23 protein-coding genes are annotated in these 21,430 nt (G+C 39.8%); 18 read left to right on the top strand and 5 right to left on the bottom strand.

Annotation, left to right across the window (positions count from 1 at the left end):
- Window positions 1–41 precede the first annotated feature (41 nt).
- Window positions 42–944 (top strand): TIGR01777 family oxidoreductase, encoded by a 903-nt coding sequence (locus ABVM50_RS00535; RefSeq protein WP_405199496.1) that lies wholly within the window; start codon window positions 42–44, stop codon window positions 942–944.
- Between the two features lie 52 nt (window positions 945–996).
- Here the strand turns inward: ABVM50_RS00535 and ABVM50_RS00530 are convergent, their stop codons facing one another.
- Window positions 997–1,665, bottom strand: coding sequence for a YceI family protein (locus ABVM50_RS00530; RefSeq protein WP_298247579.1), 669 nt, complete (start codon window positions 1,663–1,665; stop codon window positions 997–999).
- Window positions 1,666–1,818: 153 nt separating this feature from the next.
- Here ABVM50_RS00530 and ABVM50_RS00525 point away from each other — a divergent pair, with 153 nt between their 5' ends.
- The 7 genes from ABVM50_RS00525 (at window position 1,819) to ABVM50_RS00495 (ending at window position 8,990) form a co-directional block, all read left to right on the top strand.
- Window positions 1,819–2,412, top strand: a complete 594-nt coding sequence (locus ABVM50_RS00525) for a nucleotide exchange factor GrpE (protein ID WP_405199495.1) — start codon at window positions 1,819–1,821, stop codon at window positions 2,410–2,412.
- 31 nt (window positions 2,413–2,443) lie between these two features.
- Window positions 2,444–3,571 (top strand): molecular chaperone DnaJ, encoded by a 1,128-nt coding sequence (gene dnaJ / locus ABVM50_RS00520; protein WP_405199493.1) that lies wholly within the window; start codon window positions 2,444–2,446, stop codon window positions 3,569–3,571.
- 206 nt (window positions 3,572–3,777) lie between these two features.
- Window positions 3,778–4,707 (top strand): ABC transporter ATP-binding protein, encoded by a 930-nt coding sequence (locus ABVM50_RS00515; RefSeq protein WP_405199492.1) that lies wholly within the window; start codon window positions 3,778–3,780, stop codon window positions 4,705–4,707.
- Window positions 4,700–5,998, top strand: a complete 1,299-nt coding sequence (locus tag ABVM50_RS00510) for an ABC transporter permease (protein WP_405199491.1) — start codon at window positions 4,700–4,702, stop codon at window positions 5,996–5,998. The genes ABVM50_RS00515 and ABVM50_RS00510 overlap by 8 nt, the downstream gene beginning before the upstream one ends.
- A gap of 1 nt (window position 5,999) precedes the next feature.
- A complete protein-coding gene (locus tag ABVM50_RS00505) occupies window positions 6,000–6,935 on the top strand; it encodes a mechanosensitive ion channel family protein (protein WP_405199490.1) in 936 nt (311 codons plus the stop codon).
- Window positions 6,925–7,824, top strand: a complete 900-nt coding sequence (locus tag ABVM50_RS00500; RefSeq protein WP_405199489.1) for a DUF6268 family outer membrane beta-barrel protein — start codon at window positions 6,925–6,927, stop codon at window positions 7,822–7,824. Before ABVM50_RS00505 ends, ABVM50_RS00500 begins: the two co-directional genes overlap by 11 nt.
- A complete protein-coding gene (locus ABVM50_RS00495) occupies window positions 7,824–8,990 on the top strand; it encodes a sigma-54-dependent transcriptional regulator (RefSeq protein WP_405199488.1) in 1,167 nt (388 codons plus the stop codon). Before ABVM50_RS00500 ends, ABVM50_RS00495 begins: the two co-directional genes overlap by 1 nt.
- Here ABVM50_RS00495 and ABVM50_RS00490 read toward each other — a convergent pair.
- Window positions 8,987–9,592: a hypothetical protein gene (locus ABVM50_RS00490; protein WP_405199487.1), complete on the bottom strand. Its 606-nt coding sequence runs from the start codon at window positions 9,590–9,592 to the stop codon at window positions 8,987–8,989. The genes ABVM50_RS00495 and ABVM50_RS00490 overlap by 4 nt on opposite strands.
- 78 nt (window positions 9,593–9,670) lie before the next feature.
- Here ABVM50_RS00490 and ABVM50_RS00485 point away from each other — a divergent pair, with 78 nt between their 5' ends.
- The 5 genes from ABVM50_RS00485 to ABVM50_RS00465 all read left to right on the top strand — a co-directional run bounded on the left by ABVM50_RS00485 (window position 9,671) and on the right by ABVM50_RS00465 (window position 14,263).
- On the top strand, window positions 9,671–10,552 hold the full coding sequence (locus ABVM50_RS00485) for a PPK2 family polyphosphate kinase (protein ID WP_405199486.1): 882 nt from the start codon (window positions 9,671–9,673) through the stop codon (window positions 10,550–10,552).
- 56 nt (window positions 10,553–10,608) lie between these two features.
- The gene (locus ABVM50_RS00480; RefSeq protein WP_405199484.1) at window positions 10,609–12,024 is read left to right on the top strand and encodes a M20/M25/M40 family metallo-hydrolase; all 1,416 of its coding nucleotides are present in this window, start codon (window positions 10,609–10,611) and stop codon (window positions 12,022–12,024) included.
- Between the two features lie 73 nt (window positions 12,025–12,097).
- Window positions 12,098–13,462 (top strand): MATE family efflux transporter, encoded by a 1,365-nt coding sequence (locus ABVM50_RS00475; RefSeq protein WP_405199483.1) that lies wholly within the window; start codon window positions 12,098–12,100, stop codon window positions 13,460–13,462.
- A 3-nt stretch (window positions 13,463–13,465) separates the two neighbouring features.
- Window positions 13,466–13,696, top strand: coding sequence for a hypothetical protein (locus ABVM50_RS00470; protein WP_141878458.1), 231 nt, complete (start codon window positions 13,466–13,468; stop codon window positions 13,694–13,696).
- Window positions 13,697–14,263 carry a phosphatase PAP2 family protein gene (locus ABVM50_RS00465; RefSeq protein WP_405199482.1) on the top strand — a complete coding sequence of 189 codons (567 nt, stop codon included), beginning with the start codon at window positions 13,697–13,699 and terminating at the stop codon, window positions 14,261–14,263.
- Here the strand turns inward: ABVM50_RS00465 and meaB are convergent.
- Entirely contained in the window at window positions 14,260–15,339 is a 1,080-nt protein-coding gene (meaB, locus tag ABVM50_RS00460; protein WP_405200671.1) for a methylmalonyl Co-A mutase-associated GTPase MeaB, read from the bottom strand. The two genes, ABVM50_RS00465 and meaB, sit on opposite strands and share 4 nt — an antisense overlap.
- Window positions 15,340–15,440: 101 nt before the next feature.
- On the opposite strand from meaB, the gene ABVM50_RS00455 reads away from it, so the two are divergent.
- Window positions 15,441–15,869: an organic hydroperoxide resistance protein gene (locus tag ABVM50_RS00455; protein ID WP_141878455.1), complete on the top strand. Its 429-nt coding sequence runs from the start codon at window positions 15,441–15,443 to the stop codon at window positions 15,867–15,869.
- Between the two features lie 2 nt (window positions 15,870–15,871).
- Here ABVM50_RS00455 and ABVM50_RS00450 read toward each other — a convergent pair whose 3' ends face one another.
- A complete protein-coding gene (locus ABVM50_RS00450; protein WP_405199481.1) occupies window positions 15,872–16,471 on the bottom strand; it encodes a DUF2911 domain-containing protein in 600 nt (199 codons plus the stop codon).
- 255 nt (window positions 16,472–16,726) lie between these two features.
- On the opposite strand from ABVM50_RS00450, the gene ABVM50_RS00445 reads away from it, so the two are divergent.
- Genes ABVM50_RS00445 through ABVM50_RS00430 form a run of 4 tightly spaced genes read left to right on the top strand, consistent with a single transcriptional unit; the run spans window position 16,727 to window position 19,883 of the window.
- Window positions 16,727–17,188 (top strand): RNA polymerase sigma factor, encoded by a 462-nt coding sequence (locus tag ABVM50_RS00445; protein ID WP_405199480.1) that lies wholly within the window; start codon window positions 16,727–16,729, stop codon window positions 17,186–17,188.
- Window positions 17,172–17,783 carry a hypothetical protein gene (locus tag ABVM50_RS00440; RefSeq protein ID WP_141878452.1) on the top strand — a complete coding sequence of 204 codons (612 nt, stop codon included), beginning with the start codon at window positions 17,172–17,174 and terminating at the stop codon, window positions 17,781–17,783. The genes ABVM50_RS00445 and ABVM50_RS00440 overlap by 17 nt, the downstream gene beginning before the upstream one ends.
- Complete coding sequence (locus ABVM50_RS00435; RefSeq protein WP_405199479.1) at window positions 17,764–19,167, top strand: hypothetical protein; 1,404 nt, start codon at window positions 17,764–17,766, stop codon at window positions 19,165–19,167. The genes ABVM50_RS00440 and ABVM50_RS00435 overlap by 20 nt, the downstream gene beginning before the upstream one ends.
- A gap of 38 nt (window positions 19,168–19,205) precedes the next feature.
- Window positions 19,206–19,883 (top strand): peptidoglycan DD-metalloendopeptidase family protein, encoded by a 678-nt coding sequence (locus ABVM50_RS00430; RefSeq protein WP_405199478.1) that lies wholly within the window; start codon window positions 19,206–19,208, stop codon window positions 19,881–19,883.
- Between the two features lie 32 nt (window positions 19,884–19,915).
- Here the strand turns inward: ABVM50_RS00430 and ABVM50_RS00425 are convergent, their stop codons facing one another.
- Complete coding sequence (locus tag ABVM50_RS00425) at window positions 19,916–20,392, bottom strand: DUF4199 domain-containing protein (RefSeq protein ID WP_405199477.1); 477 nt, start codon at window positions 20,390–20,392, stop codon at window positions 19,916–19,918.
- Window positions 20,393–21,430 lie beyond the last annotated feature (1,038 nt).

Raw genomic sequence — 21,430 nt, 5'->3', positions numbered from 1 at the left:
CACCTGCCTTTAGTCTGTTGTATATTTCTTCAAAAAAAAAGATGAAAGTACTTATTACAGGAGCTACTGGAATGATTGGTTCCAGGTTGAGCGATTTATGCAGAGAGAGTGGCATGATGGTACATTATCTAACCACCAGTAAATCAAAGATCGAGAAAAGGGAAGATTACAAAGGTTTTTACTGGGATCCAAAGTCTGAAGAAATAGAAAAAGAATGCATTGATGGTGTTACCACTATCATTCATCTTGCAGGTGCCAGTATAGCGGAAAAATGGACTTCAGAATATAAGGAGACAATTATTAAGAGCAGGACCGAAACTGCGGCATTACTATATGATACCTTAAAGAACAACGAACATCAGGTAGAAAATTTTATTTCTGCCAGCGCTATTGGGAAATATCCAGACTCCCTGGAAAAATTATATTTTGAGGATGACGAAGTTCTTGCAGATAATTTTGTTGGTACTGTAGTGAAGAAATGGGAAGCAGCGGCAGATAGGTTTAGTAACCTAGGAATAGACGTAGCTAAGATTCGTGTTGGGCTTGTACTTTCAGAAAAAGGTGGAATGCTTGAAAAGGTTAGGAAACCTATAGAAATGAATGTTGGTGCCCCCTTAGGAAGTGGAAAACAATGGCAGAGCTGGATACATCTTGATGACCTTGCCGGTATATTTCTTCACGCGATAGAAAGAGAGCTTACAGGAGTTTATAATGCGGTTGCTCCAAATCCGGTAACCAATAAAGAAATGACCAAGCAACTGGCAGATCAGCTAAATAAACCGTTATGGCTTCCAAATGTTCCTAAATTCGTACTTAAAACCATGCTAGGCGAAATGTCGCAGATCGTACTTTCCAGTCAGCTGGTAAGTTGTAAGAAGATCGAAGAACATGGATACAAATTTAAATATTCCAATCTTTCCAAAGCTTTGGAAGATCTTGTTTAAAACAAAAAAGGCTGCCAGATGGCAGCCTTTTTTTATGATTCGATCTTTTTAATTAAGCTTTCTTAGCTTCAAGATTGATCGTTAACTGAATTTCATCGTTGATGAATTGGTCTCCAAGACCTTCGAATACAGATTTAGAGCCATAGTTCACGTTCCATTTTGTACGATCAATGCTAAAATCTTTACTGCTGATAGTGTAAGTATCATTATTCTTGCTAATTGTTACAGGAAAACTAATGTTCTTAGTAACTTCTTTCATTGTAAGATTCCCTTGTAGCATTGTAGTACCTTCTTCTTCAGTGATTCCAGTAACTTCAAAAGTAGCTTCAGGATATTCCTGAACATTAAAGAAGTCTCCTTCTTTTCCTTCTACAGTTCCCATCAGGTGAGCCTCAAGATTGGACTTTTCTTCACCTTCAAGATCTGTAACTTCGATAGATTGCATGTCAATCACGAAAGTTCCACTCTGGATCGTAGAGTCTGTAGCCATAAATGTACCTTCTTTCACAGCAATAGTTCCTGTGTGATTTCCAGTTGGTTTAGAACCCTGCCATTCGATAGTTGAAGCAGTAGTATCTACTTTGTATTCCATTGCTTCAGCTTCAGCAGTTGCCGCATCTTTAGCATCAGCAGTTTCAGCTTCGTTATTGTTATTTTTACATGCTGTAAAACCAAGTCCAAGACTAGCTACTACAAATGCATTCAGTAATAATTTTTTCATTGTTAAAGTTTTTTATATTCCGCGCAAAAGTAAATTGAAAATCAAACCGGGCTTCTTAAAGTTTTATTAAATAATTTCTGTGACATTTTGACATTTCGTCTTAATTGGCAACGAATTTGACCCAATTGCAGCAGAAAGTAAATTTTTTATAAAATGAGCCGAAAAGAAGATAACATCAAAGACGAAGATAAAAGAGTGAAAGACCAGGTTGAGGACGCGATGGATGAAGCAATAAATGAGGTAGACCAGGCCGGTGATGATACCGAAGCAGAAGAAACAGTAAGCGATAACGAACTTACTGAAGAAGAGCGCATGATAGAAGACCTTCAAAAGGAAAAGGATAAATTCCTGAGACTTTTTGCAGAATTTGAAAATTATAAGCGTAGAACTTCCAAGGAACGTCTTGAATTGTTCAAAACTGCCAATCAGGAAGTAATGACAGCTATGCTGCCGGTAATGGACGATTTTGACAGGGCGATGAACGAGATCAATAAGTCTGGTGACGAGAACCTTTTAAAAGGAGTTGAGTTGATTCATAATAAGCTTCGCGAAACTCTAAAAGCTAAAGGTCTTGAAAGAATGGACGTGGAGCAGGGGAGTGATTTTGATTCTGAAATTCACGAAGCTATTACACAAATCCCAGCGCCATCAGAAGATCTTAAAGGTAAGATCGTAGACGTGGTTGAGCCAGGTTACAAGCTTGGAGAAAGAATTATCAGGTATCCAAAAGTGGTTACAGGAAAATAAAAACGCTTTTACAGAATTGTAAAAACACAGTATGAAAGAAGATTATTACGAAATATTAGGCGTAAGTAAAGACGCTTCAGCAGCAGAGATCAAGAAAGCATATAGAAAACTGGCTTTGAAGTATCACCCGGATAAGAATCCTGGTGACTCCTCAGCTGAAGAGATGTTTAAAAAATCTGCTGAAGCCTATGAGGTATTAGGAAATCAGGAAAAACGTGCTAAATATGATCGTTTTGGTCATCAGGCCTTTGATGGCGGCGGCTTCGGCGGTGGCAGCGGAGGTATGAATATGGATGACATATTCAGCCAGTTTGGTGACATCTTTGGCGGTGGCTTTGGCGGAGGCGGAGGTTTCTCCGGTTTCGGCGGCGGCTTTGGTGGAGGACAGCGACGTGCAAAAGGGAGTAACCTTAGAATTCGTGTGAGTCTTAACCTGGAAGAGATTGCCAACGGTTGCGAAAAGAAGATCAAAGTAAAGCGTAAAATTCAGGCTTCTGGGACTACTTATAAAACCTGTACTACCTGTAATGGGTCTGGTCAGGTGACTAGAGTTACTAATACCATACTTGGTAGAATGCAAACTGCTTCTCCATGTACTACATGTGGTGGGTCAGGACAGATCATTGATAAGAAACCCGATGGCGCAGATGCACAGGGACTAATTATGAAGGAAGAAACTGTTTCTATTAAGATTCCAGCAGGAGTTGAAGATGGGATGCAGTTAAAGGTTTCTTCAAAAGGAAATGATGCTCCGGGTAACGGAATTCCTGGAGATCTGCTAGTTGCGATCGAAGAGAAGGAACACCCAAGCTTACAACGTGAAGGAGACAATCTTCATTATGACCTTTATATAAGTTATTCTGAAGCTGCTCTTGGTACTTCAAAAGAAATTGATACGGTAACTGGAAAAGTTCGTATCAAGATTGAAGAAGGAGTGCAGTCTGGAAAGATATTACGTCTTCGTGGAAAGGGTATTAGTAGCATTAATGGCTACGGAAAAGGAGATTTGCTAGTTCATGTAAATGTATGGACTCCAAAAACCTTAAATAAAGAACAGAAAGAATTTTTCGAGAGAATGGCTAATGACGATAACTTCCAGCCGAATCCAGAGAAAAGTGACAAGTCATTTTTTGAAAAAGTAAAAGATATGTTTTCATAAAATCCAATTTTAAGAAAATTTTTATATATTTGATTATCGCTAAGTCTTTTAGCGATAATTTTTCTTTTTCATAGCAATTTTTTTCCCATCCTTAATTTATTGAGGGTGGGTTTTGTTTTTAGGGACTTTTTTGAATAATAAAATCTTTATAATCGACTTTTTCTCTGTTGCTATTTCTATATCTTTAACAGAATATAAAGAACTCTATGGATAATCTTTTGGTTGCCGAGAATGTCTACAAGCGCTTCGGAAAATTTACAGCTCTCAACGATGTTTCTCTAAGTATCCCGCGTGGAAGTATTTTTGGGCTTTTAGGTCCCAATGGTGCAGGAAAAACTACATTTCTAAGGATAATCAACCAGATCACCATGCCAGATGAAGGTAAGGTATATCTTGATGGCAAACCATTACACCCAGATGATATCGCCCATATTGGCTACCTACCGGAAGAAAGGGGACTTTATAAATCCATGAAAGTTGGAGAACAGGCACTATACCTGGCAAGATTAAAAGGATTGAGTAAAGCTGAAGCTAAAGAGCGACTTAAATACTGGTTCGAGAAGCTGGAGATAGAGGAATGGTGGGATAAAAAGATCCAGGAACTGTCTAAGGGAATGGCTCAGAAAGTACAATTTGTGATCACCGTTCTACACCGGCCAAAGCTTCTGATTTTTGACGAACCCTTTAGTGGATTCGATCCGGTGAACGCGAATCTTATCAAGGACGAGATATTGCAATTAAGAGAAGAAGGAGCTACTATTTTATTCTCTACTCATCGTATGGAAAGCGTGGAAGAGCTTTGCGATTATATAGCACTAATCCATAAATCGAATAAATTACTGGATGGTCCAATCAACGAGATCAAAAAAGCATATACTTCAAACACTTTCGAAATTGGTTTGGAAACGGCAGATAAAAATGCTTTGTATGCAGACCTGCAGTCAAAATTTGAAGTTGGACCGGCTAAGTACAAGAGTATTCAGGATGATCTTAAGCTGACCATCAAAGTTGGTGATAAAGACGATTCTAATGAGTTGCTTAGATATTTACTCAGCCGGGCGAAGGTGAACCATTTTGTGGAGGTGATTCCTTCAGTAAACGATATTTTCATTAAAACTGTGACTCAGAATGCGTAATTTAAAGTTGATCATTAGTAGAGAATATCTTGCCCGGGTACGCAACAAGACCTTTATCGTGATGACATTTTTGAGTCCGCTCATCTTTGTAGGTATGATCATGTTGATCGCTTATTTGAGTATGCTCAATAGTACCGATCAAAAGATCATTGGTATTCATGATGATACAGGAATTTTTGCGGAAGAATTTAAAGATGGAGAGCAGGTTCAATATCTGGATCTATCAGAAAAAGATCTTCAGCTTGCCAGGACTCAGGTGCTGGAAAATGAATATTTCGGACTCATCCATATCTCTGCCCTCAATTCTATTAGCGGCAAACCAGATACGATTGAATTCTTCGGAAAAGAGACACCAGGTTTTGGAACTATAGAGAATATAGAGAAAACCATTTCAGATAAACTAACCCGTAAACAGCTTATTGATAAAGGGATAGATGTTTCAGAAATAGATAAAGCGAGAGCTGATGTTAGCGTGGATATCCAGAATTTCTCGGGAGAGAAAAGCTCGAAAATGTCTAATTATATCAAGATGTTCTTTGGTGGTGCAGCCGGTTACCTGCTTATGATGTTCATCATAATCTATGGTAATATGGTCATGCGAAGTGTGATCGAGGAGAAGACGAACAGGATCATAGAGATCATTGTTTCTTCAGTAAAACCCTTTCAATTATTACTGGGGAAGGTTCTGGGAACCAGTCTTGCGGGACTAACCCAATTCGTAGTATGGGTGATCTTGGGAAGTGTCCTTCTCATAGGATTGTCCACTTTCCTTGGTATTGATCCAATGGCAGCACAAACCCCAGCGACTGTGGCGATGGAAAATGCTGGGAATCCAAAGATCAATCAGCTTGTGATCGATATTCTGAAGTTGCCGTATGCCAGCTTGCTTAGTTTCTTCGTGATCTACTTTATTGGTGGATATTTTCTGTATAGTTCGGTTTATGCAGCGATTGGAGCCGCGGTAGATAGTGAAACCGATACGCAACAATTTATGTTTCCGGTTATACTTCCATTAATTTTAGGGATCTATGTAGGTTTCTTTTCCGTAGTGGAAAATCCGCACGGGACCGTATCTACCATATTTTCATTCATACCTTTCACATCACCTATTGTAATGCTCATGCGTATTCCGTTTGGGGTGCCGTGGTATGAAATCTTAATTTCCATCATTATTTTAATTGGAACCAATTTCGCAGTACTTTGGTTATCGGCAAAAATTTACCGTGTGGGAATTTTGATGTACGGGAAAAAACCAAGCTATAAAGAATTGTATAAGTGGCTTAAGTATTAGAATGCAGGAAGATCAATCTACTAAAGAAAAAGTTACAGAAGTAATTGAGGAAGATATCTGGGGTTTGATCCAGGATTTCTGGAATGCGGGATTCAGTTACCAGATTGGAGGCGATGATGTAAAGATCACCGTTGGAATGGTCATTATTGTCATCCTGTCCTTTCTATTGACCAGCGTGGCATTACGATTAATTCGATCTTTTATCACCTCAAAGTTGATGGACGAAGACAAGCTGAAGTTTATTAGCGTCTTCAAATTCATCAAATACTTCGTATATCTTACGGTGATCCTAATCACTTTAAGTTCCACGGGTGTAGATGTAACAATCTTACTAACAGCTTCTGCCGCTTTATTTGTTGGACTTGGTCTGGCATTACAGGAACTTTTTCAGGATGTAATTGGTGGAATCTTTATCATTCTTGATAAATCACTTCTGGTTGGGGATATTATAGAGATGGATGGCCGGGTGGCTCGGGTTTTTGAAATTAAGCTTAGAACTACCAGGGCGCTTACGAGAGATGATAAAGTAATGATCATCCCAAACCATAAATTTATAAGTGATACAGTATACAACTATACACAGAACCATAAAACTACCCGGGAATCGGTTAAAGTAGGCGTTGCATATGGAAGCGATGTTGAGAAGGTTAGAACGATCCTTCTGGAATGCGCAAAGGAGCAGAAAGGTATTTTGAAGAAGCCAGAGCCATTCGTGCTTTTTGAAGATTTTGGAGATTCTGCTTTAATGTTTGCGTTACATTTTTATGTGTCTGATAGTTTTGTAGACCCTAAGGTGAAGAGTGAATTAAGATTTAAGATCAACGATAAGTTCAGATTGAATAATATCACGATTCCATTCCCGCAGCGAGATGTACATATGTTTTATCCGCCAGGGAATAAGATTCCTAATAATCAACCCATTGAGAATGATGTATAAGTCCTGGATAGTCATATTATGTTTACTGGGTTTTTCATTTCTGAATGCCCAGACAGCAGATCTTGCCAGGATCGAATACACTTATTTTCCGCAGAAAAATTCAGATAACTCCTTCCGAAGGTTTAGAGCACAGGTAGCTTATCCCATTGCTTTGAAAAAAGATGGCGCTTACCTGGTGCCGAGTTTAGAATACAGGAACGTAAATTTTAAATTTGAAGATCCCACAGGATTTCAAACAACAGACCTTGACCGGTTTCAGTCTTTCACCGGTTCTTTGGGATATACTTTTAAATTTGGGAACGACTGGAGATTTGGTGCCGAAGGAGGATTGAAGATAGCTTCAAATTTTTCTGAAAATACCATTCTTCAGGATGATCTCATCTATACTGGTTCTGTATTCTTTGTGAAAATAAGAGATAAGGAAGAGGTAGAAATTCCGTGGAGACTTATTCTTGGGTTACGTTATAGTACAACTACAGGATTTCCTTTTCCATTGCCTATCGTGAGCTACTATAGAAAATGGGCTGAAAACTGGTCTTATACGGTCGGAATTCCGAAGACCAATATGAAATATCATTTTAGCGAAAACAGCGAATTACAGGCCTTTGTTACACTGGATGGATTTTTCGCGAATATTCAAAGAAATATTGACACTCAGCCTTTAGTTTTTAATGATAGACCAAAAGCAGAAAGTATCTCCATGACAATATTGCTGAGTGGTTTGGGTTATCAATATAGTATTACCGACCATCTGAAGCTTTATATTTATGGCGGACATACGTTATTGAATGATATAAGGTTGCGTGATGCAGATCGAGAGGATCTGTATACGATCAATGAAACAAATACATTTTACGCGAGAAGCGGAATAAAATTTACAATATTCTAATGGCAAAAATTTTACTGATAGAAGACGAAGCAAGCATAAGACGTGTGCTGAACAAAATACTGAGTGAAGAAAGCATGGATTATCATGTTACTGAAGCTGAAGACGGACTTGCCGGAATGGAACTGGTGAAAAATGAAGATTTTGACCTGATCCTTTGTGACATCAAAATGCCGAAAATGGATGGTGTGGAAGTACTTGAAGCGACTAAAAAGATCAAGCCAGAAATTCCAGTTGTAATGATCTCTGGACATGGTGATCTTGATACCGCTGTAAATACCATGAAGGCTGGAGCTTTTGACTATATTTCAAAACCACCGGATCTTAATAGATTACTGAATACTGTTCGAAATGCACTTGATCGCAAGGAACTGGTTGTGGAAAATACCCGCCTTAAGAAAAAGGTGGGTAAGAATTATGAAATGATCGGTGATTCTGAAGAGATCAGCAGGATCAAAGGCATGATTGAAAAGGTGGCTCATACCGATGCGAGGGTTCTTATTACCGGTCCAAATGGAACAGGAAAGGAACTTGTTGCGCACTGGTTGCACCAGAAGAGTGATCGCTCTAAAGGTCCTATGATCGAGGTAAACTGTGCGGCGATCCCTTCAGAATTGATCGAAAGTGAATTATTCGGACATGTAAAAGGAGCTTTTACATCAGCAAATAAAGATAGAGCCGGGAAATTTGAAGCGGCTAATAAAGGAACTATATTCCTGGATGAGATCGGGGATATGAGCATGTCTGCTCAGGCAAAAGTATTAAGAGCGCTGCAGGAAAGTAGAATTTCAAGGGTTGGAAGTGACAAGGATATCAAGGTAGATGTAAGGGTAGTTGCGGCAACCAACAAAGATCTTAAGAAAGAGATCGAGGAAAATAATTTCAGAGAAGATCTTTACCATCGTCTTGCCGTGATCCTCATTGAAGTTCCCGCTTTAAAGAATAGAAAAGACGATATTCCGCTTCTGGTAGAACATTTTAGTGAAAAGATCGCTACAGAACAGGGAACTAATAAGAAAGAATTCACTTCAGAAGCTATCGAAATGCTAAAGCAAAGTGAATGGCGTGGAAACGTACGAGAACTCAGAAATGTAGTTGAAAGGCTTATTATTCTTGGTGGTAAGGAAATTACCAGGGAAGATGTGGAGCTCTTCGGAAGCAGGTTCTAAGGTCTTTTATTTCTAGGCTTTTTAGGATCGTATTTAAGGAAATACATGGTGTCTCCACTTGGATGGTCCCATTCATGAAAAAGATCAAAGCCAACCCGTTGGTAAACGATAGCATTCGTTCTACCGCGGGTTTCTGCATATAATTCCAGACCTGTATCATGTGCAGTTCTAAAGAAAACGTCCTTCATTTCCTTTCCTACCTGCGTATCTGCACCTCGGTATTCTTTCAAAATTCCCCAGAACCAGCAGTATAGATATTCACCTTCCTGAGGACGTTGATTCTTAATATACTTCTGAGTCTTTAGAATGTCGAGCGCATTTTTCACTCCGGTTACATTAGCAACCAGCTTGAGTTGAGACCATAGATCCTTCCAGATATTATTGTCTTTCTTACTGGTTTTGAAAAGAATGGCGATACCCTGGCGATTTTCAGAAACGATAAGTGCATCTTTCTCAATTGCCTTTTCTACCATATGCGTAGCGAGATACCTGAATCTCTTGTCACGGTTTTCATCATTTTTAACGACATCCATAGAAGAAGGGATCTCTTTTAAAAGTGTTGTGACCTTATCGATGATATCTTTTCTCTCTAATTTGTCCAAGCCGAATGAATTTGTGGCGAAGATAAAAAAATTAACTTTTATAAAGATTGTATCTTTAGTGGTTCATTTAATAATCTTATGAAGAAAATAGACCATACCCAGCTCAAAGTAACCGGTAGTATTAAATTGAAAGAGAAGCCTACAAAGATTGAGATGGGCGCTTCAGAAGATAAAATTAAAGACGAACTTAAAGATGTACGCAAAAAGCTTGGCGACTGGCAGGATGTACTTTATGCGCACCATAAATATAGCGTGCTGGTTTGCCTGCAGGGAATGGATACTGCGGGAAAGGACAGTTTGATCAGGGAGGTTTTTAAAGATTTTAATAGTAGGGGAGTAGTGGTGCACAGTTTTAAAACACCTTCTCACAAGGAGCTAAAGCATGACTATTTGTGGCGTCATTATATCGCTTTGCCTGAGCGTGGTAAATTCGGCGTATTCAATAGAACTCATTACGAAAATGTGCTTGTCACTAGAGTGCATCCCGGGTATATCATGAATGAAAATATTCCTGGCATCAACAGCGTTGAAAATATAGATGAAAACTTCTGGGATCAGCGTTTCGAACAGATCCGAAATTTTGAGGATCATATTGCTCAAAATGGAACGATCATTTTTAAATTTTTCCTGCACCTTTCGAAGGATGAGCAACGTAACCGATTATTGAGAAGGCTTAATAAACCCAGCAAGAACTGGAAATTTTCTCCGGGTGATCTCAAGGAAAGAAAACTCTGGGACAAATATCAGGATTGTTATGAAGCAGCAATCAATAAGACTTCTACTGAAAATGCTCCGTGGTACATCATCCCGGCCGACAACAAACCAACGGCAAGATACCTGGTTGCAAAGATCCTGAAAGACGAACTTTCAAAATATAAGGAAGTGCAGGAACCGGAACTTGCCCCGGAAATACTTGAAAATTTAGATCAATACAAAGAAGAATTAAATGCTGAAAAATAGCAGCTTCAGTTTTTGAACTCTTTAAATTCTTTTAATTTGCGACCAAATCCCAATTGATGAAAAAATTACTTTGTACCCTGGCGCTGTCCTTCTTCGGAATTCATTCAGCAATGATCGCTCAATCTTCAGATTCTCTAAATATCAGGAAGATCTACGATATGTCGCTGCTAAATGGAAAAAGCTATGAGTGGCTTGATCATCTTTCGAATCAAATAGGCGGTCGTTTATCAGGTTCTTTCAATGCTGAACAGGCGGTGGAATACACCAAAAAGGAACTGGAGAATCTAGGTCTGGACAAAGTCTGGTTGCAACCGGTGATGGTTCCAAAGTGGACTCGCGGAGAACGGGAATTTGCATATGTACAAACCGGTCCGGGCGATACTCGTAATGTGAATATTACGGCTCTGGGAGGTTCCATTGCTACTGCTGAAGGTGGTACGAAAGCACAGGTGATAGAAGTACAGGGATTGGAGCAATTAAAGGAATACGGTGAGAAACAGATAAAAGGAAAGGTTGTTTTCTATAACCGACCTATGCGAGCAGATCATATACTTACGTTTGAAGCTTATGGTGGTTGTGTGGATCAACGTTATTCTGGCGCAGAAGAAGCAGCAAAATATGGAGCCGTTGGCGTTATCGTGCGATCTATGAACCTTCGAATGGACGATTTGCCACATACTGGTTCTATGAGTTATGGTGAGTTAACAGAAGACCAGAAGATACCGGCAGCGGCAATTTCTACCAACGATGCCGCATATTTAAGCAGTATGCTAAAGATTCAGAAGGACCTGCAGGTCTATTTTAAAATGAATTGCAAGAACTTTCCAGATGTGCAGTCGTATAATGTAATTGGTGAAATTACTGGTTCTGAAACTCCAAATGAGATCATGGTAGTAGGTGGTCATCTTGATTCATGGGATCTTGGAGATGGTGCTCATGATGACGGCGCAGGAGTGGTGCAATCTATGGAAGTCCTTAGATTACTGAAAGAAACCGGGTATCAACCTAAAAAAACCCTACGTGTTGTATTGTTCATGAATGAAGAAAATGGTCTTCGTGGTGGAAATAAATATGCTGAGGTTGCAAAGGAAAAAAAGGAAGATCATGTATTTGCACTTGAAAGTGATTCGGGAGGATTTACTCCAAGAGGATTTACTTTTAACGCGAGCGATTCTCAATTCAATAAAGTTCTGTCCTGGAAATCACTTTTCGAACCATACCTGATTCATTATTTTGAAAAGGGTAGTGGTGGAGCTGATATTGGTCCGCTTGAAGGTGGCGATACGGTGCTTGCTGGATTGAGACCGGATTCTCAACGCTATTTCGATTATCATCATGCAGCGAATGATACTTTTGATGCGGTGAATAAAAGAGAACTGGAATTGGGTGCGGCAACGATGGCTTCCCTGGTTTATCTTGTGGATAAATACGGACTGGAATCTATCTCCAATACACCGCAATTAAAGAAGTAGAAAGAGAATTATTTAAGGTCATTTCTTTAAAAGATATTTAAAGGCTCTACCTTTGCAAACTTAAATTCAAGCTTTGCAATTATCAGCTTATACGAAAGAATTCGGTAAAAACCTGAACATCGCCTATCCGGTGATGCTTGGGCAGTTGGGGCATGTCATGGTAGGCCTTGTTGATAATTTGATGATCGGGAGATTGGGTGCCGCTCCACTGGCCGCAGTTTCCCTGGGAAATGCCCTGGTATTCATTGCAATGTCTCTGGGTATCGGCTTTAGTTTTGCTATTACTCCGCTCATTGCTGAAACCGATGGTGCTAATGATGTAGAAGGTGGTCGAAGCTATTTCCACCACGGTCTTATTCTGTGTACTCTGAATGGTTTGTTCTTATTTATCATTCTGCTTATCGCAAAACCTCTGCTGTATTACCTTGATCAACCACCAGAGGTAGTGGATCTGGCTATTCCGTATCTTAATATTGTGGCTCTTTCCATGTTGCCATTAATGGCCTTCCAGGCGTTCAAACAATTTGCAGACGGACTCTCACAAACCAGGTATGCGATGTATGCGACCTTACTGGCGAACGTGGTGAACGTTATTTTCAACTATATACTTATTTATGGAATATGGATCTTTCCACGACTGGAGCTTGAAGGAGCTGCCTGGGGAACTCTTATTTCAAGATTTTTTATGCTCTGGTCCGTTTGGGAGATCCTCCGTAGGAAATCCAAATTTGCCGAGTACTTTAAATGGTCTAAAAAGGAAATGCTGAAATGGAGCATTTTTAAAAGATTATTATCCCTAGGATTTCCGACAGCTTTACAGATGCTTTTCGAAGTAGCTATCTTTACCGGGACGATCATTCTGGCTGGAAACCTGGGAACGAATCCACAGGCTGCAAATCAGATCGCTCTGAACCTGGCAAGCATGACCTTTATGATTGCAGTTGGTCTGGGTGTGACAGCAACTATTAGAGTCGGCAATCAGGTAGGATTAAAAAAATACAGGGAATTAAGACGAATAGGAATATCGATCTTCCTGTTGGTTTTCCTTATTGAAGCTGTATTCGCACTCTTATTTGTACTGCTGAAGGATATTTTACCAACGTTTTATATAGATAATGCTGAAGTGATCTCACTTGCCGCACAATTACTGGTGATAGCAGCCTTATTTCAATTGAGCGATGGTATACAGGTAGTGATCCTTGGCGCTTTAAGAGGACTGCAGGATGTTAAGATCCCCACCGTATTCTGTTTTATCGCTTACTGGATCATCGGCTTTCCGGTAAGTTTTTATTACGGCCAGCCAGAAAGACTTGGTAGTATGGGAATCTGGCTTGGTTTACTGGCTGGTTTAACGGCTTCAGCAATTATGTTATATTTCCGATTCAATTATCTAAGCCGAAAATTAATTAAAACTAAAGAAGCAAAATTAAACACGTAAACTATGGAATTACCAAAGTTCATATTAGGTGATAATACCGATTATCCTGAATCTATTTTTGTGGTTCATACCGAATTTCCACGCTTTGTTATCGATCTTAAAGACGACGAAGTAGAATGGCTGGAAGAATTTGATAAAGAGGATGAAAAGGAATTATCTGGTGAAATGGAAGGCATCATTAAAGATGCTTCTGAATTTTATGACCGCGAAGTAAGCAGGTACGAAGAGAACTAAATGGAGAAATTAGTAGCCCTGGACAAAGAACTTTTCCTATATCTCAATAACCTGGGTGCAGAAGAGTGGGACTGGCTCTGGATCGCGATTAGTGATAAATGGATGGCGATTCCGTTATATGCGCTATTGCTGTATTTGATATTTAGAAAATTCGGATGGAAAGCCACGCTGCTTACGATGGTAGTGGTAACACTGCTCATTACAGCTACAGATCAGCTGGCAAATTTGTTTAAACATGGATTTGAAAGACCTAGACCATGCCGGCAGGAAGGAGTCATGGAATACGCCAGGTACGTTGCAGAACGATGTGGCAGGTTCGGTTATTTCTCTGCTCATGCTGCAAATTCAACGGGTGTCGCTGTTTTCCTCGGACTTTTATTCCGAAGAGCGTATCCGAAAATGCTTTTATTATTGAGTATCTGGGCTCTTGTAGTTTCCTATAGCAGGATCTATCTGGGAGTACATTATCCGGGAGATGTAATTACCGGGATTTTGATAGGAATAAGTTTTGGATTCTTATTCCATGCACTAAGGAAATATCTTTTTCTGAAGTTTCTGAAGGATTAGGATAATTTCAGCAATGCACGGGCAGCAGTGAATGCAGTAGTTTTATTTTCTTCGATCAGTCTGAGTTGCCTTTCAAGTTCTATTTTAACCTTAGGATCGTTGTAAAACTGACTTTTCAGGTGATCGTTTATACTCTGAAATAACCAGAACTTGTTCTGTTCCTGCCTGTTGTGTTCAAAATGACCGTTTTTGTCGGTGGAACTTTTAAATTCAGTGATCATTTCCCATACTTCGGAAATTCCCTTTTCGTATAGTGCACTAATTAATTGTACCTGTGGTTTCCACTCACTCGGTTTTGGAGGGTACAGTTGAAGCGCACGCTTAAATTCAAGTCTTGCTTCACGGGCAGCTTTCAGATTCTCGCCATCAGCCTTGTTAATCACAATAGCATCTGCCATTTCTACGATGCCGCGTTTAATTCCTTGTAATTCATCACCGGCACCAGCCAGTTTCAGAAGTAGAAAGAAGTCGGTCATGCTATGAACTGTCGTTTCACTCTGTCCAACACCAACAGTTTCAATAAGAATGACATCAAAGCCTGCTGCTTCACATAGCAGAATGCTCTCCCTGGTTTTTCGAGCCACACCACCTAAAGAATCTCCACTTGGCGAAGGACGAATAAAGGCATTTTTCTGAGTGACCAGTTTCTCCATGCGGGTTTTATCTCCCAGGATACTTCCGTGAGATACGGAGCTACTGGGATCCACTGCTAGAACAGCAACCTTTTTTCCCTGATTTATAAGATAGGAACCAAAACTTTCGATGAAAGTACTTTTTCCAACTCCGGGAACTCCGGTAATTCCAACGCGAATCGATTTTTTGGCGTGAGGCAATGCTCCTTCCACGATCGCTTCAGCCATTTCCTTATGCTTCAGTTGATTGCTTTCCACCAAAGTGATACTTCTTCCTAAAGCAGTCTTATTTCCTTTCAGCAAATCTTTCAGCAAAGATTTTTCCGAAGATTTTTTGCGGCGGGAATCTCTTATTCTTCGGGCAGATTCTGCACTAACATTTCCTGAGGAATTATTGCTTTGAGATTCGCTTAGCGCAGACTTATGCTGATGTTCGTTCAAAATGAAGCGGTAATTTTTATGAGAAAATTATGACTAGCTTTTTCAGGCATCTTTAAATGCTTGGTATATTGGAGAAAACTAAATTACTTAAATTATTTTACGCAATGAAGAATTTGTATAAAACTACAGTCACTACTCAGGGAGGTCGTAACGGGCATACTCGTAGTGAAGATGGTATACTGGATATGGAATTGAGAAAACCTAAAAGCCTTGGTGGTGAAGGTGGAGACTATTCTAACCCGGAACAACTATTTGCAGCGGGATACTCCGCTTGTTATGGTAGTGCTTTGGAGCATGTTGCAAAACAGCACAAGATCGATCTTGGAGATTATAGCGTAACAGCTACAGTAAAACTGGGTCAGACAGATTCTGGAAATCTTCAGCTTTCTGCAATTCTGGATACTTACATTCCGGGAGTTGATGTGGAAACTGGTGAAAAGCTGGTAAATGAAGCTCACGAAGTTTGTCCTTATTCCAGAGCTACCAGAGATAACATTGATGTTACTTTAAACCTGATGCTGGACGAAGATTAATATCATCCAGATATAATCGTATTAGTTGAGGCGCCTGTAGGCGTCTCTTCTTTTTTTATAGGTATCTCTATTTTTACCTGATCCCAGACAAGTTCCATGGAAATAAAGTCGCCGGCTTCTTCAAAGGAAATAGTAAATTGCTCGGTAATTTCAGAAGATTTCTCAACTGGTCTCTCCAATACCAAAGCATCAAATTGCGGATCTCTATACGCCTTCTTATCCATATCTATTCCCCATGGATACATTTGATCGTTAAAGATCACTTTCCAGCTATCCTGCTTCGGAATGCTCCAGAGAGTATATTTTCCAGCTTTCAATAGACTTCCATCCACTAGAATATCTGAAGTGGTTTCAAAAGTTGTTGCTTCGTTTGCACCGGTTCGCCATACTTCATCATAAGGTACAAGTTTACCGAAGATCTCGCGATCTTTCCTGTAAGGCCGGTTATAGAAAACCTCCAGTTCTATCCCGTTCTGCTTATAGGTAGCAACATCCTCAGGGCTATGAGCTTTCGTAGTATATCTCATTATAAGCATTGTAAGCAAACCAGCGATGATCAATCCTCCGGCAATACTCAAGCCTGTTTTTAGTTTAGAGTTCATTTTCTAGCATTTATTATAACCTATCCAATAAACCTGCCATAAGGTTTACTTGCGCTAATCGCTTTAAATGTAAGAATATAGAGCGATTGTGAAATAAATTTCGGAATTTTTGCAACGCGGACTTTATTGGTTCGTCTTTAGAATGAACTAACCCATCAAAAACCAATCAAATTGATACAGCATAAGCTATTAGAAGCTTGCCAAAACAACAGCCGCAGGGCCCAGTTGAAGCTGTACAACAAATATTGTGACGGGATGTACTATGTGGCGTTGAGATTTATGAAGGATACGATGGAGGCCGAGGATGCCATGCAGGAAGCATTTATCAAAGCTTTCTCTAAGTTACATCAATTCAATGGCGAGGTCACTTTTGGTGCCTGGTTAAAGAAGATCGTGATCAATAAATGTCTGGACAAACTCAAGGCAAGAAAATTGGAACTGGTAGCCATCAACGAGCAAACGCTTGGTACCGTAGAAGAAGAGAATGACTGGCAGGTGGATGACGGGATCGGGATAGAAGAAGTGAAATTGAAAATGCAGGAGCTGCCCGAAAAATACAGGTATCCTTTGATGTTGTTTTTAGTGGAAGGCTACGATCATGAAGAAATAAGCGAAATCCTGGATATTACCCAGGTGGCATCCAGAACTCTAGTGCATAGAGGAAAAAAGAAATTGCAGGAAGAATTAAAATACTTGAGTCATGGGACAGGATATTAGGAAAATGTTTCAGGAGAAACCGGAACAGGAAGAACAGAAACTTCAGTCAGGGCACCAACAACGCTTTGAAGATCGATTGAATAAGGCTATGCCAGTGGAGAAAAAGAAGAACAATTTTTATTTCCTCCAGATAGCCGCAGGACTTATGATCGCACTTGCTGTGGGAGCATTCTTATACTTCAGTAATAACGAAGCTGAAACAGTGAACTCACCGCAAATTGTGGAAACTCCTTCCGAAGAAAAAGTAGAAAGTGAAGAAGTTCCCGGTACCGACTATAGGTTGAGCGATGTCTCCCCTGAGTTTAAAAAGATCGAAGATTATTATATGGCCAGTTTGAATATTCAATTGGCTAAACTGGACATGACACCAGGAAATAAAGAACTTATAGATGCATTTATGAGAAAACTGGAAACTCTGAATGATGAATACATCGCACTTAACGCGGAAATTCAGGAGACTGGTTTGAATGAGGAAACAGTGGAAGCTATGATCGCGAACTTGCAGCTTCGACTGGATCTTCTGAAGAAATTGAAGAACAAATTAGATGAAATCGAACAATCAAAAGACCTTAAAAATGAAAACTATCAAGCATAAATATATGTTATTGATGCTGCTCTTTATCACGGCAGGATCGTTTGCTCAAACAAGCAAACTGAGGAATTCCTATAAGACTTCAGCAAATGTGACCGTGGAACTGGATTCCAGGTATACCAATATCATTGTAGAGAACTGGGATAAGAACGAGGTTGCCGTGGAAGCCTATCTAAATGGAAATTCCGGTAACAAAAAAGCTAGGAAAGAACTACTGGAAAACTGGCAGGTAAAAACCTCGAAAAATGGTGATCGTGTAAAGATCAAATCCAGTGGAGGAGGTAACACCAATATGAACATGAATCTTGACCTGGACCTCTCAGGACTTGAAGAGCCATTGTCTATGCTGCCGGAAATGCTGCAACCTATGATGAATGAACTAGTGGGGCCTTTATTGGCTAATATTGCACAAAATCCGCTACCGGAAGGTTTTGCTGATGATATGGAGGAAATGAAATTCGATTATAGCGCTTATAAAAAAGACGGTGACAAGTACCTTGAAAAATGGGAGTCTAAAATGGACAAAAAGTTTGGCAAGGAATACGAAGCGAAGATGGAGAAGTGGGCTGCTGAGGTTGAGAAGAATTCTGAAGAATGGGAAAAAGAATATGAAGTGAAGATGGAAGCCTGGGGCAAGGATTTCGAAAAAGACATGGAAGCCTGGGGTGAGAAATTCGGAAAGAAAATGGAAGCCTGGGGAGAAAACTTCGGAAAACAGTTCGAAGCTAATATGGAGGCCAATGGCGGACATATGTTTACTGGAAATAGTGACGGAGTTTCATCGAAAAATCAGAAAACCATCAGGATCAAAATTCCGAAGGATGCAAAACTGGAACTGAACGTTCGTCATGGAGAATTAAAGCTTGGAAGTACAGTTAAAAACCTGAAAGCCGATCTGTCTCACAGTCGGCTTTCAGCCAATAGACTCACCGGAAAAGATACACGTGTAAAGGCGGCGTACACACCGGTGAAAGTCGCTTACTGGGACTATGGAGTGCTTTCAACAGAATTTGTGAAGAACTGTATAATAGACAAGGCGGTGAGTATCAAGCTGGAGTCTAACAGTAGCGATGTGGTGATCAATGAACTTCAAAAAACTGGTGTGCTTAGTGGTAGTTTTGGAAAGCTGGACATTAAAAATCTTGGTTCGGGATTTCAGGATCTGAACATTAGTCTGGAAAATAGCGATCTGGAACTCAGTGTGCCTGAAACTGCTTTTAATTTCAGTTTTAATGGAATGCAAAGCAATATTAAGCACCCAGCCGGCATGAACTTGAAATCCACAAAATCCTATGATAACGAGATGCTGAATGGTTACTTCAAGTCGAAAGATGGAAGCGGTAATATCACGATCAAGGCAAATTATAGCGATGTATTGATAAATTAAAATCAAGCCCTTACATTTGGCTTATTAAGCTGAATGCAATGATGGAATTTTCCAAATTTATTAAAGGTCTTACTTCAGAATTTACCCCGGTTATAGGTGGAGAGTATGCACAGGAAGACTATGAATATATTGATCTCTCACAAAATAACAGAGATCTGCTGAAACTGGAAGTGGCATCATCTGCCGCTTTTTCGGTTTTTATAGATGAATATTTGAGAAACCGATCGGCCAAAGCTGCGTATGGTGGTTATAATGAACTAAGAACTCTGTATAACCGTAGTGAATTGTTCAATCATTCGAGTTCGAATAGAAATATTCATATAGGGCTGGATGTTTGGGTTCCTGCTTATTCAGATATCATAACTCCGCTAGATGGCCAGATACATAGCTTTCAGGATAATTCAAATTTTGGTGATTACGGACCTACAATAATCTTAGAGCATCATTTTGATGGTCAGTCGTTTTTCACCTTGTACGGACACTTGTCCCGTGCCTCTCTGGAAGATTTGGAAACAGGAATGCAGTTCAAAAAAGGTGATAAAATTGCTGAACTAGGAGATTATGCTGAAAATGGTGATTATGCACCACATTTGCATTTTCAGGTCATCAAAGATATGCAGGGCAAGTTAGCAGATTATCCAGGGGTGGTTCGAAAAGAAGAGCTTGAAGATTATTTGCAGAATTGTCCTGATCCTAATCTATTATTAAAAATTTAGAAGCCTCTTTTCGGAATTATATACCTAGCAATTTATTTTCTTCGAACGAACAGCGCAACAATGGCTGAGGTCACCACTCCAACGACTAGCGCAAAGAAGAACGACTGAAGTATATAGGAAGTAAGATTAAAATATTCTTCCGCAGCCTCACGAGTCATACTGCCTCTTTCAACAGCATGATCTATGATATTCGGAAAGTATTCCGGTGTGATGAAAGCGTGAGTGATATACTGCGCCAGCGGAGTTAGGACGGCTACAACGATACTAACGACAATTCCAGAAATGAATCCCTGAGACCAGTTCATTTTACCTTCGAAGAAATTCTTTCTTTTATCAAGCAAAGCGAATACATAAATTGCGATCGCTACAATACCAAAGAAATTTGTGTAAATGGCATGTTTGGCAATTAGTTCATCATGCCAGCCCAGGGCCTTTTCCAGATACATCCATAATAGGGATACTACACTGAAGATTATTCCCCATTTAATTTCGATCGCGAAGCGTTTCATACTGATGATTTATTTTGTTAAAATTACTAAAAAATACATGACAAGAAATCAGAAACCTGTTTTAAAATCTCATGCTAATAAGGGTAACTGACTTGATTTTTGGAGAGTGTTCTTTCAAAAAAATCGGAACTTCTCAAACATCACATCAGATAATTCTCCAGAAACTATATTTATAAGCAGTTTGCAGCACTGAGCCTGTCGAAGTGCGGTTATGCTTGTATTGATATGGCTATCTCCAGCTTTGGATCAAGTCCGGCTAGTAATCATCAAAGTTTTATAAGTTTGGTTCCAACGTAGACGAGTCTGCTATTTGCTCATCCTTCTACATGCTCTGGATGGCAATAGCATTGCTATAATCCGGCCATCGATGTGTTCAGCATGGCAACACTCCCAAAAGCATAATTTTTTGATTAGCACTTTGCAGCACTGAGCCTGTCGAAGTGCGGTTTCAATTGTGCGGGCTCACTTTATTCCAGTCTTCGACATGCTCCCGCTAGTGATCATGAAAGTATTATATGTTTGATCCTGATGTAGATATCCTATATTTTGCTCATCCTTCGACAGGCTCAGGATGGCAATAGCGTTATTATAATCCTGCCTTCGATTGGCTCAGGGTAACGCTCTCACAAGTAAACAATCCTTTTTAGCACTTTGCAGCACTGAGCCTATCGAAGTGCGGTTTCAATTTTGCTAGTTCACTTTAATCCAGTCTTCGACAAGCTCCCGCAAGTGATCATGAAAGTATTTTATGTTTGAATCTGATGTAGACATCCCATGTTTTACTCATCCTTCGAAAGGCTCAGGAGGCAACACTATCAAAAGTAATTATTCTTAATCAGCAATTTGTAGCACTGAGCCTGTCGAAGTGTGGTTTAATTAGTTATGTTCTTGATGGATTCAACTATGGAGTAGCTCTTCATACTGGTTATTATGCAAGGGTTATATGTTTGGTTCTAATTTAGCCTATAATATTATTTGCTCATCCTTACCACAGGCTCAGGATGGCAATAGTTTTTGTAATCCAGCTTTGGTTATGCA

Origin of the sequence: Christiangramia sp. LLG6405-1 (assembly GCF_045055805.1) — a bacterium.
GTDB lineage: Bacteria > Bacteroidota > Bacteroidia > Flavobacteriales > Flavobacteriaceae > Christiangramia.
The sequence above is the reverse complement of the archived record's forward strand: the minus strand, read 5'-3'. Positions and strand labels throughout refer to the sequence as shown.

Coding starts and splice junctions, on each gene's coding strand:
- ABVM50_RS00535 (WP_405199496.1), top strand. CDS start 42: ATGAAAGTACTTATTACAGGAGCTACTGGAATGATTGGTTCCAGGTTG.
- ABVM50_RS00530 (WP_298247579.1), bottom strand. CDS start 1,665: ATGAAAAAATTATTACTGAATGCATTTGTAGTAGCTAGTCTTGGACTT.
- ABVM50_RS00525 (WP_405199495.1), top strand. CDS start 1,819: ATGAGCCGAAAAGAAGATAACATCAAAGACGAAGATAAAAGAGTGAAA.
- dnaJ (WP_405199493.1), top strand. CDS start 2,444: ATGAAAGAAGATTATTACGAAATATTAGGCGTAAGTAAAGACGCTTCA.
- ABVM50_RS00515 (WP_405199492.1), top strand. CDS start 3,778: ATGGATAATCTTTTGGTTGCCGAGAATGTCTACAAGCGCTTCGGAAAA.
- ABVM50_RS00510 (WP_405199491.1), top strand. CDS start 4,700: ATGCGTAATTTAAAGTTGATCATTAGTAGAGAATATCTTGCCCGGGTA.
- ABVM50_RS00505 (WP_405199490.1), top strand. CDS start 6,000: ATGCAGGAAGATCAATCTACTAAAGAAAAAGTTACAGAAGTAATTGAG.
- ABVM50_RS00500 (WP_405199489.1), top strand. CDS start 6,925: ATGATGTATAAGTCCTGGATAGTCATATTATGTTTACTGGGTTTTTCA.
- ABVM50_RS00495 (WP_405199488.1), top strand. CDS start 7,824: ATGGCAAAAATTTTACTGATAGAAGACGAAGCAAGCATAAGACGTGTG.
- ABVM50_RS00485 (WP_405199486.1), top strand. CDS start 9,671: ATGAAGAAAATAGACCATACCCAGCTCAAAGTAACCGGTAGTATTAAA.
- ABVM50_RS00480 (WP_405199484.1), top strand. CDS start 10,609: ATGAAAAAATTACTTTGTACCCTGGCGCTGTCCTTCTTCGGAATTCAT.
- ABVM50_RS00470 (WP_141878458.1), top strand. CDS start 13,466: ATGGAATTACCAAAGTTCATATTAGGTGATAATACCGATTATCCTGAA.
- ABVM50_RS00465 (WP_405199482.1), top strand. CDS start 13,697: ATGGAGAAATTAGTAGCCCTGGACAAAGAACTTTTCCTATATCTCAAT.
- ABVM50_RS00455 (WP_141878455.1), top strand. CDS start 15,441: ATGAAGAATTTGTATAAAACTACAGTCACTACTCAGGGAGGTCGTAAC.
- ABVM50_RS00450 (WP_405199481.1), bottom strand. CDS start 16,471: ATGAACTCTAAACTAAAAACAGGCTTGAGTATTGCCGGAGGATTGATC.
- ABVM50_RS00445 (WP_405199480.1), top strand. CDS start 16,727: ATGTACTATGTGGCGTTGAGATTTATGAAGGATACGATGGAGGCCGAG.
- ABVM50_RS00440 (WP_141878452.1), top strand. CDS start 17,172: ATGGGACAGGATATTAGGAAAATGTTTCAGGAGAAACCGGAACAGGAA.
- ABVM50_RS00435 (WP_405199479.1), top strand. CDS start 17,764: ATGAAAACTATCAAGCATAAATATATGTTATTGATGCTGCTCTTTATC.
- ABVM50_RS00430 (WP_405199478.1), top strand. CDS start 19,206: ATGATGGAATTTTCCAAATTTATTAAAGGTCTTACTTCAGAATTTACC.
- ABVM50_RS00425 (WP_405199477.1), bottom strand. CDS start 20,392: ATGAAACGCTTCGCGATCGAAATTAAATGGGGAATAATCTTCAGTGTA.